The sequence below is a fragment of the Anaerosolibacter sp. genome (assembly GCF_029240175.1).
Classification (GTDB): Bacteria; Bacillota; Clostridia; order Peptostreptococcales; family Thermotaleaceae; genus Anaerosolibacter.
Genome location: NZ_JARBTM010000023.1, coordinates 50,662 through 62,267, shown reverse-complemented (window position 1 = coordinate 62,267; position 11,606 = coordinate 50,662). Strand labels below are relative to the sequence as shown.

Annotated in this window: 13 protein-coding genes and 2 tRNA genes; 1 reads left to right on the top strand and 14 read right to left on the bottom strand. The window is 38.9% G+C overall.

The genetic code is table 11. The annotated features are described in order from the left end of the window. Nucleotides 1–23: 23 nt before the first annotated feature. The 3 genes from K0R93_RS15615 to K0R93_RS15605 form a co-directional block, all read right to left on the bottom strand. Nucleotides 24–99, bottom strand: a tRNA-Val gene (locus tag K0R93_RS15615). Nucleotides 100–189: 90 nt separating this feature from the next. Then, a tRNA-Glu gene (locus K0R93_RS15610) sits at nt 190–264 on the bottom strand. A 167-nt stretch (nt 265–431) separates the two neighbouring features. After that, entirely contained in the window at nt 432–1,088 is a 657-nt protein-coding gene (locus K0R93_RS15605) for a Yip1 family protein (protein WP_300303123.1), read from the bottom strand. A 266-nt stretch (nt 1,089–1,354) separates the two neighbouring features. Between K0R93_RS15605 and K0R93_RS15600 the strand changes: the two genes are divergently transcribed. Beyond that, a complete protein-coding gene (locus K0R93_RS15600; RefSeq protein ID WP_300303122.1) occupies nt 1,355–2,227 on the top strand; it encodes an AraC family transcriptional regulator in 873 nt (290 codons plus the stop codon). Nucleotides 2,228–2,278: 51 nt separating this feature from the next. Here K0R93_RS15600 and K0R93_RS15595 read toward each other — a convergent pair whose 3' ends face one another. The 11 genes from K0R93_RS15595 to K0R93_RS15545 form a co-directional block, all read right to left on the bottom strand. Continuing rightward, complete coding sequence (locus tag K0R93_RS15595; protein ID WP_300303121.1) at nt 2,279–3,490, bottom strand: HD-GYP domain-containing protein; 1,212 nt, start codon at nt 3,488–3,490, stop codon at nt 2,279–2,281. 115 nt (nt 3,491–3,605) lie between these two features. Beyond that, on the bottom strand, nt 3,606–3,920 hold the full coding sequence (locus K0R93_RS15590) for a hypothetical protein (protein ID WP_300303119.1): 315 nt from the start codon (nt 3,918–3,920) through the stop codon (nt 3,606–3,608). A gap of 50 nt (nt 3,921–3,970) precedes the next feature. Next, nucleotides 3,971–4,804, bottom strand: a complete 834-nt coding sequence (lgt, locus tag K0R93_RS15585) for a prolipoprotein diacylglyceryl transferase (RefSeq protein ID WP_300303117.1) — start codon at nt 4,802–4,804, stop codon at nt 3,971–3,973. A 159-nt stretch (nt 4,805–4,963) separates the two neighbouring features. Further along, nucleotides 4,964–5,479, bottom strand: a complete 516-nt coding sequence (locus K0R93_RS15580; RefSeq protein WP_300303115.1) for a DUF2318 domain-containing protein — start codon at nt 5,477–5,479, stop codon at nt 4,964–4,966. After that, nucleotides 5,469–5,753, bottom strand: coding sequence for a DUF2933 domain-containing protein (locus tag K0R93_RS15575; protein ID WP_300303113.1), 285 nt, complete (start codon nt 5,751–5,753; stop codon nt 5,469–5,471). The genes K0R93_RS15580 and K0R93_RS15575 overlap by 11 nt, the downstream gene beginning before the upstream one ends. 312 nt (nt 5,754–6,065) lie before the next feature. Continuing rightward, a complete protein-coding gene (gene hflC, locus K0R93_RS15570; RefSeq protein ID WP_300303111.1) occupies nt 6,066–7,373 on the bottom strand; it encodes a protease modulator HflC in 1,308 nt (435 codons plus the stop codon). Nucleotides 7,374–7,385: 12 nt separating this feature from the next. Continuing rightward, a complete protein-coding gene (gene hflK / locus K0R93_RS15565; RefSeq protein ID WP_300303109.1) occupies nt 7,386–8,303 on the bottom strand; it encodes an FtsH protease activity modulator HflK in 918 nt (305 codons plus the stop codon). A gap of 339 nt (nt 8,304–8,642) precedes the next feature. Further along, on the bottom strand, nt 8,643–9,122 hold the full coding sequence (locus K0R93_RS15560; RefSeq protein WP_300303107.1) for an L-2-amino-thiazoline-4-carboxylic acid hydrolase: 480 nt from the start codon (nt 9,120–9,122) through the stop codon (nt 8,643–8,645). A gap of 3 nt (nt 9,123–9,125) precedes the next feature. Further along, nucleotides 9,126–9,842, bottom strand: coding sequence for an ABC transporter ATP-binding protein (locus K0R93_RS15555; RefSeq protein ID WP_300303105.1), 717 nt, complete (start codon nt 9,840–9,842; stop codon nt 9,126–9,128). Nucleotides 9,843–9,846: 4 nt separating this feature from the next. Beyond that, nucleotides 9,847–10,608, bottom strand: a complete 762-nt coding sequence (locus K0R93_RS15550) for an ABC transporter ATP-binding protein (protein ID WP_300303103.1) — start codon at nt 10,606–10,608, stop codon at nt 9,847–9,849. Then, nucleotides 10,601–11,602 (bottom strand): branched-chain amino acid ABC transporter permease, encoded by a 1,002-nt coding sequence (locus K0R93_RS15545; protein WP_300303101.1) that lies wholly within the window; start codon nt 11,600–11,602, stop codon nt 10,601–10,603. The genes K0R93_RS15550 and K0R93_RS15545 overlap by 8 nt, the downstream gene beginning before the upstream one ends. Nucleotides 11,603–11,606: the final 4 nt, after the last annotated feature.

Genomic DNA, 11,606 nt, shown 5'->3' with positions numbered 1-11,606 from the left:
CTTAGCCTTAACCTTAGTTTTTTTGGTGGGCGCAATAGGGATCGAACCTATGACCCCCTGCTTGTAAGGCAGGTGCTCTCCCAGCTGAGCTATGCGCCCTTATTTGGATGCCAGATACGGGATGCCGGAAGCAAGATAAAATCTTTTTCTCTTTTCTTGCCTCTCGCTTCTCGCCTCTTGCTTCTAAATTGGTGACCCATCCGGGAATCGAACCCGGGTTACCGCCGTGAAAGGGCGGTGTCTTGACCGCTTGACCAATGGGCCTCTATGCTCCACCATTGAGCTATTTAACAATGTTCCACCGCTCTTGTGGAGCGACAAGATTTATCTTACCATAAATATTAAACAGTGTCTATATGAAATTTATTCCATCTGCTTAAATTATTTTTACTACTTTTATCGTTGATTATGTTCCAATTACCTTCTCTCATTTAAAAGGCACTTAAAAGTACGACGAGCAACAGGATCGGTACAATGATGACCAAAACAGACAGTATGATATTCCCAAGGGCCTTCCAGGCTGAAAATCTTTGCGCTTCGCCAAGACATTTGAGCTGAATGATGAAACTCCATACCCCTAATATAACTGCTATGATCGACAGAATGATAGCGAATATCGATAGTCCCATACTGTATCCTAAATCCGCTAGGTCGCTTGAAAAATATGCACTGCCGTAGAGTGCTATAGTGGGTATCCACAGCAGTAGTCCCCATATGAGCGGAACATTGGCCCAGGCAGCGGCGACTTTGATTTCATCGTATTCCCCTTGTCCACCGATCCATTTCCCTGTCCAGTAGATAAGCGCACTACCAATATACAGGGTAATCAATCCTCCGATGGCACCTCCGAAGATAGCCATAATTAATATTGAAAATACGCCATTTGTGTCACCATAGTTTTTTTCAGAAGCTTTATCCAATGCTGTCGCGATTCCCCCTGCCATGGCTAAAATATTTATATATGCCTGGGATTTACTATCCAGGATTTGTCTGATGGTTGCTCTCGGCTTGGTCCAAATACTAATCCACGGATTTAACGTTTCAGTATATATATTGCTTTCATTAGGATCGTACATATTTTCGCTCAAAGAATTATCCCCCTTTTTTACTGATATCTTTATTGAAAACCCCTTCCCTATTTATTATATTAGAAATCAATAGAAGATTGTAAGATTTATTGTATTTTTATTCCATTTATTATATTTTTAGGTATATACACCTATATTCAAAGTATATGCTTCACCTGTTTATACAAAAAACACTTAATGAATTGAATCCTACATAACTGTGCACGAAATGTCGGATAAACTCATTGCATTTTTGTTATTCTGTTATTAAGAAGGAGGTCATACAAATGGATTTGCTTGAAAGAATGAATGGCGCATTAGGCTATATTGAAGAAAATCTGAGGGATGAAATTGACTTTAGAGAAGTAGCTAGGGTAGCTTACTGCTCGGAATATCATTTTAAAAGAATGTTTTCTTTCCTTGCAGGCATTACGCTATCAGAGTACATTCGCCGGAGACGTCTCACCCTTGCAGCCTTTGAGCTGAGCAATAGCGACATAAAAGTCATTGATCTCGCCATGAAATATGGCTACAATTCACCTGACTCTTTTACAAGAGCGTTTCAGAGTCTCCATGGTGTGACACCGTCAGAAGCTAGAAATAATGGTCAATCACTGAAAGCCTATCCCCCAATGACCTTCCAATTATCCATAAAAGGAGGAAATGAAATGAACTATCGCATTGTAGAAAAAGAGGCTTTTCGTATCGTGGGTATCATGAAAAGAGTTCCTATCGTTTTCCATGGGGTAAATCCTGAGATTGCTGCCATGTGGCAGAGTTTAAACATGGAGATTATAACAAGGCTTAAACAGCTTTCTAATGTAGAACCTTCGGGTATCCTCAGCGCATCTACAAATTTTTCTGAAGAAAGAATGGAAGAACAAGGAGGACTTGATCACTATATCGGTGTGGCAACAACCAATGCGTGTCCCGATGACTTCGCACACCTTGAAGTCCCTGCTTCCACTTGGGCTGTATTTGAAGCAGTAGGACCTTTTCCAGAAACTCTGCAAAATATATGGGGACGTATCTACTCTGAATGGTTTCCATCTTCAAGCTATGAACAAGCAGAAGGACCAGAAATCTTATGGAATGAAAGCAAAGATACAACATCGCCTACTTTTAAAAGTGAAATATGGATTCCAGTTTTGAAGAAATAATAAAGAGGCTATCTAGATTTTTCAATTTACTTCTAGATAGCCTCTTTATTATTATATTTTTTGTTCTTTTAAAAGACTAATGGTCATCCCACCTTCAAATTTTACAATAGGCATATGGGGTGCGTTGATATAATCCTCAAACCCAACAATGATACCTCGGCCGTATTCTGGAATAATGATTATCTCTCCTATTTTATAAAAGTTTGATCTACGGACAAAAATATCCACGATGTTAGGATCAAATCTCTTATTTTTGTTTTCCCAAACTAATTTTATGGCTTCTCTAGGCTTCGTACCACTACTATGGAAATAGCCCCCTACCTTTTCTTCGTAAAAATGTGCCATTGAAATGATTCTAGCAAATAGGCCAATGCTCTGACCTTTTTTTCCCTTTGGATATCCCTCGCCGTTGTACCATTCGTAATAGTCAACAATACCATAAATAATAGACTCTTTTCTAAGCACGTCAATATCATTGGATAGTGCTTTTATAAATCCCACATATGATTGATAAAGTTCATTCTGTTTTGAGGCGTGTTGTAAGTGAGTATTAAATGTATCCTTAGGAAGTTTCGTTAATGATGCATCGATAAGTAGTGCTGTAACTGCAAGGTCTACTAATTCATCCTCCGTTAACTCCAGGGTTAATCCAATCATCAGAGAAATACTCGTTGTATTTATGCTATGTATTAGTAAGATATCCTTATAATTTCTTATTTGATCAAGGGAGCTGCGAAGCACATTATTTGATTGAATCACACTCAGTAATTTTTTCCTTACTTCCTTTGCCCTGTCCTTTAGCCTCTGAGATTCAAGGTTGTTTTCAAAGGCTAAGAATAGTGGAAAATTATACAAATAACTTAGATAATCATTCTCCATCTTGTCATTTTTCTCAGTGATAGAATTTTGCATTACATCTTGAAAATTAGCCCTCGAATCTAAAAAAGATACGATATTCAAGGGCATGATCATCAATTTGTTATACTCACTTACCGTTTCTCTTAGTAAGTTTATATATTGGGTATTTTCGTATTGCTTATTGTCTATAAACTGCTCATATAGCTCGTTTGTATCTGCAATGATTACTGGTACTTCTGAAGGCAAATGGCAGACAATTTTTTGAATGATATCTGCTGTTAGGGTTTTATATTGATTGATCAGCATTAATCCATCGGTTCTATAAATAGGGTGTAATACAATTTCCCCCGGAATAAGCTCCTTTATCTGCTTTTTTTCGTATAAAACATCTCTCGTGTTTTTCATTGGTATCCACACTCCCTATTAGAAAAATCAGAAAAGCAATATGTGTATCATCTATTAGTATCATCATATCCCTTCCTACAGAAATTTTCAAATAGATTCAATGCTGCTTCTCTTGTTATTGTACTTCATATACTTTCCCATTTGTGAAAATGGCTTTCATCACCACTTGCTCATCTTTATATACATGAATTTCATCGTGACAACCATATCTTCGTTTCATTGCATAAGCTTCGTCAGGATTGGATGGATCACTATATTTTTCAAGGTAATACTCCAAGGCCATTTGACTTGCCTCGTTGGTAGCAAAGGCAAATATGTCCGTATCTGAGAAGAGTACAAATTTACCTACGCCCACAATGGTAACCAACACAATGAGTAATATACCTATCTTTTTATAAGCCATAGCTTTTTTGCCGTACTCATCATTCATTGCTTTGTCACCTCCTTTTTTATTCGAATGTGGAACGATATCATTTCTTCTTATTGGTGAATATTATAGTAGATCCATGTACCCATCAAGCCAACAGCAGCAACTAGTATATATTCTAGGATCGAAACATTTATCTTCTCAGCCCCAGCACCTTCTTCGACGGCTGATTGCTTACCTTTTATGACTCTACCCATAACCAATGCCAAAATAATGATAACAAAGCTAGTGATATGGGCGATGGAAAAGGGTCCAAACACCATAGGATTACTTCTGAAAAATTCTACGATGGCTCTATTTATGGAGAATCCTAGGATATATTTAATAAATAGTTCCCCATTGTATCTTAGTCTGCTCCTTCCTCTCCAAAGGTAGCCAAACAATATTAAATCCAAGAACATTTCATATAACTGGGCTGGATGTAACAATTGACCTCCAACCCTTACTGCCCACGGGTAAATGTTATCCATCGGTACACCAAATACATCGCAACCGATCCTGCCGATGGCCTGCCCCATAATAATTCCAGGTGCAAAGGTATCTGCTGCTTTCAAAAACGAAATGTTGTTCTTTTTTGTATACCATAGGGCGAACAACGCACCGAATATGAGAGCCCCCTGAATAGATAATCCTCCGCTTCTTACATGAAATATTTCTAATGGATTCTGCAGATAATGATCAAAATTAAAAGCTAATATATAATAGACCCTTGCACCTATCACAGCAGCGATGATCGTATACATGGCTAGGTCCAGCATTTTATTGCTATCCATTTTTTTTCGCTTGGCTTCCCTCATCATGATCCACAATCCAGCTACCATACCCAAAGCGATGGCAACACCAAATACATATATTCCAAAGTTTCCAATCCTAAATAGTTCCTTCACCTATTCTCCTCCTCATTTTAGTAAATCCTAATGCACTAGGTGTATGAAAACATACACGCCCTGGTGTATTTCAGCCGAAGGTAGTTGTTCATTTAATAAAGCTACCCTTTCTAAGGATAGCCCATGATTGTTCTTATTTCTTCTATTTCCTAATAGAAACTATTCTTTTGACCAATTACTAAAAAACATCGTGTTCTCACTTAGGTAGCTTTGGGCAATCGTTATGCTTTCAGCATCCTCTGTTTTTTCATCCTCCATGATTGGTACTGGATTACAACCGCCCTTGATTTTTTGTATATCATCTATTTTAAATACATTTCCACAATTTTGGCATACAACCGTATCACCCTCCTGTACATAATAACCTCTGCCTGAATCATAACAAACTTGGCATGTATTCAGTGCAGTTCTAATGGTGCCATCTGTCGCTTTTACTGCCATCACTTCCATATAGGTATCTCCGTCTTTGTAACCATAGAAGCTTACTTTGTCAGACACCTCACTTTTGTTAATGACCAAATCTCCTTCTGTAGTCACTGGAACCTCCGCATTGTAACTGATATCAGCAGGTTTATCTGTACCTAAGCCAGAAAAGAAGTACCAAGCCCCCATCAATACTACAACAACTACAAATATGGGAAATGATTTCTTAGAATCTTTCTTCTTATTTTTCATCGATGGCCTCCTTGTCATCCCCGCCACCATGGCATGACCCACCGCGGCCTGATTTTCTCATCATGAACATCATACCTATATGCATAAGGGGACATAGTAGAAATGCTAAAGAGGATAGACCTCCACCCTTTATTCCAAGTAAAGGCAGTGCTGCGATCACTAGTATAGGTAACATACAACATAATATCATCATGAATCCGTGTTTGAGTGACCCCTTATGCCCTTGCTTTTTGTCCCCATGACAACTTTTATTATTATCGTTAAACTTCTCCATTTGATTTCCTCCCTTGATTTTGTTGATAGAAGATGTCTATCTTATGAGTTCATATTCTTAATTATTGCAACTCCCGTGCCAACTTTTGATCACAGCGGCTACATTTTATGTTTCTATGGGCTATACCCACTGAAAAACCAATTTCTCCATACTCAGCAAATATTCAGCCATTAAAATAACGATAGCCAGTGGTGGTCCACTGGCTATCGTTATAATATACAAAAGTCATATTTATTCCATATCAATGTAGGATATGATACATTGCAATTGTGATTTGCTACATTACATAGCGGGGAGTTAATTTATACTTTGCTAATTTCCATCGCTAAATATTCTTAGAATCTCATTGTTGTTATCAAGATAAATCGTTGTCTCCTCGTCTATACTGCTTTCATATGCTTTTAATGTACGTAAGAATTCATAGAATCCTGGGTCTTTGCTGAATGCTTCGCTGTAGATTCGTAATGCTTCTGCATCCGCTTCTCCTCTGATACGTTCGCTTTCTTCGATGGCTGCTCCTATGAGGTCTTTCTTTTCACGGTCGGTGGCAGCAACCACCTTGTCATATTCCTCGTCACCTTCACTTCTCATCTGTTGGGCAATTGCTTGGCGCTCTTTTATCATCTTGTCATAAGTAGATGCTATATTTGCAGGGGGAAGTAAGGTTCTATGAATCTCAATATCATCAACTTCGATGCCATAGTGGGCTATTTTCTCGTTAAGCTCCTTTTTACTCTCTTCCAGCTCCCTGTATAGCTTTTCCTTGTTTGTTAAGAACTCTTCACTAGGAAGTTTATTGATCTTTTTAATAATCACAGGGTATATCAGATTATCTAGGGTCGAATTCGCTTTAGAGAAACCCGCCATACTTACTTCAAACAAACCAGGATGGGTAACTTTGTATTGGGCGAAGAATTTCACCATATACTGTCTTTTATCTCCTGTTGTCACTAATTCTTCCGTTGACTGGTACGTGATCAGCTTGCTTGTGTAGGGATTAACACTTTGGACAAAGGGTATCTTGAAAAATAGACCCTTATCCTTCACGATCACCAAATCTTTAAAGTCTGGCTTTAATTTGTTCTGAATATCCACCACCGTATTATCTTTGCTAACGATAATTTTATTCATGTTTCCCAAAGTTTTTACAACTACTGTAGTAGATTCATCCACTGTAAAGGTACACAAATTGAATAGTATGACTGCGCCTATAACTAACCCTGCGATCGCCATTACTTTTTTTCCAAGTCGAAAATGTCCTACCACCTGACTAGGATTAATATTTATATTCGCAAATTTTTCTTTAAGCTTACTCTCACTCATCTTACTCCCCCCTGCATTCTTTATTCGCTGCTTATGAAGGGTCTTTACAAGATCTCCCTCACCGACTTCTATCTCTGTATCTTGATCTTCACTTTGTTGATGGTCTTCTGATTGACTGACATTTGCCCGAGAGAACATTTCCATGAGTGTTTTTCTATTATGAACCAATACTATGACTATTGATAAAAGAATCGATGCTGCCAATCCAAAAACTACGAAACAAAAAAAGAATAGTACTGGTAAATATTTAGGGATAAATCCAGGAAATTTGAAGCTGCTCTTTTTCATATTCTTCATATCCTATCCCTCCTAGTTCCCTATGGGAAGATACTTTACAGCACCATCCTGTATGTCGATAATATATTTTTTCTTTGTAGATTTTAAGACCTTCTCCATGGTCTCCAAGTATAATCGTTTTTTTGTTCCTGCAGGGGCAACTTTATATTGTTCATAAACTTGTAGGAAGCTGGCCACATCCCCTTTGGCTTGCCCAAGCTTTTCAGATTTATATCCTTTTGCGTCCTCAACCATCTTATAAGCTTCAGCCCTTGCACCTGGAATAATCGAATTTTTATACTTATTTGCTTCCTCTAGCCTTCCGCTCTTTTCATTTTTAGCGTTGTTTACATCATCGTAAGCTGCTTTTACTTCGCTAGGCACGCTGATATTCTGAATTTCCACGTTTACTACTTCTATGCCTAGTTCATATTCATTTACTTTCTTTCTAATTTCAGGCAAAATCTCAGCGGATATTACTTCTTTGTTAAGTAAAGCATCATCCAAGCTTTTATTCTGGACATTCCGCCTGATCACACTTTCAAGGGCAAGACGCAGCGTACCTATCTGATCTTCTACCTTATAGTGATAGTCATAAATGTTTCCGATTTTATACTGTAGTATGAGTTCACCATTTACAATATAGCTTCCCTTTGTAAGTAGCAGAGACTCTGATTCATTATCTGTATATCCCAGCTTAGGCTTATTACTGTTCCCTTCTTCCTTGGAAACAAATCCATACTCCAATTGATGTAATTCTTCTGTATTGTACTTGATTACATGATCGATAAAAGGAATTTTGAATTTTAGACCCGTTGTAGATTCAATCTTTACATTTTCCCCAAATCTAACAACCAAGGCTTTATCTCCTGTTTTTACAATATACACACTGTTTGCAAGTAAAACAATTGCTAGGATGAGATACAGCATAATTTTAGGTATTGTTTTCATGGACCTTCCCCCTTTTGATATGAAGAGATTTTAAAAAAGCATAATTTTTTGATCAAATCCTTTCTTAAAGTGACACAGAGGAATCCCCTCTGTACACTCTCTATATATTTATGATTAAATATATACAGCAAATGTTCCTATATCACGAGAAAAAACTTCACTTCCTTTTCCTTATAGTATTAAATATTCTTATGCCATTTTCCATTTTATTACATGAAAAACATATAAGTGCTTGCTTTATCACCTATATAAAAAAACAGATAGTATAGGTGTTATATACTATCTGTTTTCACAGAAAAATTATCTATTTTTGAAGAATTCTTTTACTTTTCTAAATATCTATTCCTTTGTTACCACAAGCTCGCAGCATTCATCCCCTTCACTTAACAGCTGAGGGAAATCAAGTTTAAGACCTGGTGAGCAGCTGACTACGCCATAGTCACCACATCTAGCCAGCTTACAAAGCTTTGCCACTTCCTCTGGTGAGCATCCTAGCTTTTTCCATGCCTCCACAAGGGCACAATATCTAAACTTAAGGATTCCTTTGTTCTCATCATGCTGTACTCTTTCCATTTCAAAGGCTTGGTTAGCATGGCCTGTAGAAAGCTTTAGAACGAATTCTCCTGGGTCTTTTGCAGCACCCATTTTTTCTCCCTTCATTCTACCAAACTCAGTGATAGCCTCTTCTGCCATCTTCTCCACATCAGTGCCTTGCTTTTCGGCAGCCTTGATCATCAAATAGAACCAAGTTGCTCTATCTTCTATGGCAGCTCTAAATGCATCTGTTAATTCTTGTTGCGTATAAATTTTTTCTGACATTGTTTATTCCTCCTCTTTCTCACCCAAATATGCTTTGATGATATTATCGCTGTTTGCAAGATTTTCTGCTTTATCAGTCATTACAACCTTACCAGTCTCCAACAGATATCCGCGATCAGCGGCCATTAGCGCCATTCTTGCATTTTGCTCAACCAACAGGATCGTTGTTCCTAATTGGTTGATCCCCTTAATGATGTCAAATATGGTTTGCACCATAATCGGTGCAAGTCCCATGGAGGGCTCATCCAGGAGCAGCAGGGATGGTTTTGCCATCAGCGCCCTTCCAATGGCCAGCATTTGTTGCTCTCCACCGGATAGGGTCCCTGCATCCTGATTCATTCTCTCCTTTAGTCTTGGAAAAAGACCATAAATCTTTTCTAAACCTTCATTCATCTCCATCTTGCTTCTTGTATAGCCTCCCAGTTCCAGATTTTCATGAATTGTCATTCTGGGAAACACCTGTCTCCCTTCAGGACAGAGGCTAATCCCCAGTCTTACAATTTCAGAGGAGCTTTTCTGGGTGATATCCTGCCCTTTGAACAGAATTTTTCCTTTTGTAGGCTTTAATAAGCCAGAGATTGTTTTCATGATCGTTGTCTTTCCAGCACCATTGCTGCCGATTAGGGTGACGACCTCCCCTTCATTGATTTCTATGTCAATGCCCTTTACGGCTTTAATATTACCATAACTTACATGCACATCATTCAACTTTAAAAGCATGCCTTTACGCCCCCTTTCCTAGGTAAGCTTCGATCACTTGGGGATTACTCTGTATCTCCTTAGGTACACCCTCGGCAATCTTGCTGCCATAATCAAGGACATAAATTCTTTCGCAAATACTCATGACAAGCCTCATATCATGTTCGATAACCAGTACCGTCATTCCCAATCCCTTAAGCCCCTTGATGAAACCTGTTAACTCCGCTGTTTCATTTTCATTCATCCCTGCAGCGGGCTCGTCCAGGAGCAGTATTCCAGGATTGCTGGCCATAGCCCTGGCGATTTCAAGTTTTCGCTGTTCTCCATAGGGCAGGTTCTTGGAATATTCATCCTGTTTGCTCTCCAACCCTACCATTTCAAGGATCTCCATGGCCCGCTGTATATTGTTTTTCTCTTCTGTCCTGTGTCTCTTTGTTCTCAAAATGGAATCAAACATGGTACTGTGAGTCCTGGTATGGAGGCCGATCATTACATTCTCCAAAGCAGTCATCATAGGAAAGAGTCTTATATTCTGAAAGGTTCTGGCGATGCCTATGTCTGTTATCTTATCGGGCTTAAGGCCAGTGATATCCTTTTCTTGATAAAGAAGCTGCCCTGAAGTTGGTGTATACAAACCTGTGATCATGTTAAAAAGTGTGGTTTTTCCCGCTCCATTTGGGCCAATCAAGCCAACAATTTCATTATCATCCACATGCATAGCCACGTTGTTGACTGCTGTTAAACCGCCAAAGGTTTTTGTTAATCCCTCGATCTGAAGTTTATGCATCTTGGGACACCTCCTCTTCATTCACAGGTTTCTTATTCAGTATATCTCCCAGCTTTACATTTCCTAGAAGTCCCTGGGGCCTCATGAGCATCATGATCACAAGGACGGCACCATACATCAGCATCCTATATTCCTGCAGTCCACGAAGCATTTCTGGTATGGATACCAGAATCACTGCACCGAAGGCTGCTCCTAGATTACTTCCCATGCCCCCTAGGATAACCATACTTAAGATTTGTATGGATTCATCAAATGTAAAGCTCTGGGGATCGATAAAACTTGCATAATGGGCATAAAAGCTGCCTGCAATGCCTGCAAAGAATGCTGCGGTGGTGAAAGCAATTAATTTATATTTCAAAATATTGATTCCCATGGCTTCAGCTGCCAGCTCATCTTCTCTTATGGAAATGAGGGCTCTTCCAGTTCGTGATTTGATTAAGTTATTGATAGCAACCCATGTCAAAATGATTAAAATGAGTATCAGGTAGAAGAATTCAGCATCCTTATCAATCACCCAACTAAACACTTTGGGCAGAGGTATACCCGTGAGTCCCATGGGTCCCCTGGTAAGATCCATCCAGTTTAGGGCAACCAATCTTGTGATCTCACAAAACCCAAGGGTTACGATGGAAAGATACGTGCCGTTCAGTCTTAGGGTCGGCAGTCCAAGGAGCAGTCCGAAAAACCCTGCAACCAAACCTCCAGCTATGGCTGTATATACAAATGAAAGATCAAACCGTATTGCCAATAGTGCTGATGTATATGCTCCAATTCCATAAAAGGCAGCGTGACCTAGGGAGACCTGCCCTGTAAAGCCAGTAAGAAGGTTAAGGCTCAATGCAAGGATGATATAAATTCCACTTAGTGTGATCATACGCATCATATAGGGTGAAAACCCAAAGAAAGGAACTGCCATGATAGGCACCAGAAGCATCATGATTAACAATTTCTTATGATTCATATAAAAATCTATTCCTTTGTGCAGCAGCTTCATGTCT

Excerpts from the sequence above, each read along its gene's own strand:
- K0R93_RS15580 (WP_300303115.1), bottom strand. The coding sequence starts at position 5,479 with ATGAAAAATAAGAAGAAAGATTCTAAGAAATCATTTCCCATATTTGTA.
- K0R93_RS15590 (WP_300303119.1), bottom strand. The coding sequence starts at position 3,920 with ATGAATGATGAGTACGGCAAAAAAGCTATGGCTTATAAAAAGATAGGT.
- hflK (WP_300303109.1), bottom strand. The coding sequence starts at position 8,303 with ATGAAAACAATACCTAAAATTATGCTGTATCTCATCCTAGCAATTGTT.
- K0R93_RS15550 (WP_300303103.1), bottom strand. The coding sequence starts at position 10,608 with ATGCATAAACTTCAGATCGAGGGATTAACAAAAACCTTTGGCGGTTTA.
- K0R93_RS15595 (WP_300303121.1), bottom strand. The coding sequence starts at position 3,490 with ATGAAAAACACGAGAGATGTTTTATACGAAAAAAAGCAGATAAAGGAG.
- K0R93_RS15575 (WP_300303113.1), bottom strand. The coding sequence starts at position 5,753 with ATGGAGAAGTTTAACGATAATAATAAAAGTTGTCATGGGGACAAAAAG.
- K0R93_RS15545 (WP_300303101.1), bottom strand. The coding sequence starts at position 11,602 with ATGAAGCTGCTGCACAAAGGAATAGATTTTTATATGAATCATAAGAAA.
- K0R93_RS15560 (WP_300303107.1), bottom strand. The coding sequence starts at position 9,122 with ATGTCAGAAAAAATTTATACGCAACAAGAATTAACAGATGCATTTAGA.
- K0R93_RS15600 (WP_300303122.1), top strand. The coding sequence starts at position 1,355 with ATGGATTTGCTTGAAAGAATGAATGGCGCATTAGGCTATATTGAAGAA.
- hflC (WP_300303111.1), bottom strand. The coding sequence starts at position 7,373 with ATGAAGAATATGAAAAAGAGCAGCTTCAAATTTCCTGGATTTATCCCT.
- K0R93_RS15555 (WP_300303105.1), bottom strand. The coding sequence starts at position 9,842 with ATGCTTTTAAAGTTGAATGATGTGCATGTAAGTTATGGTAATATTAAA.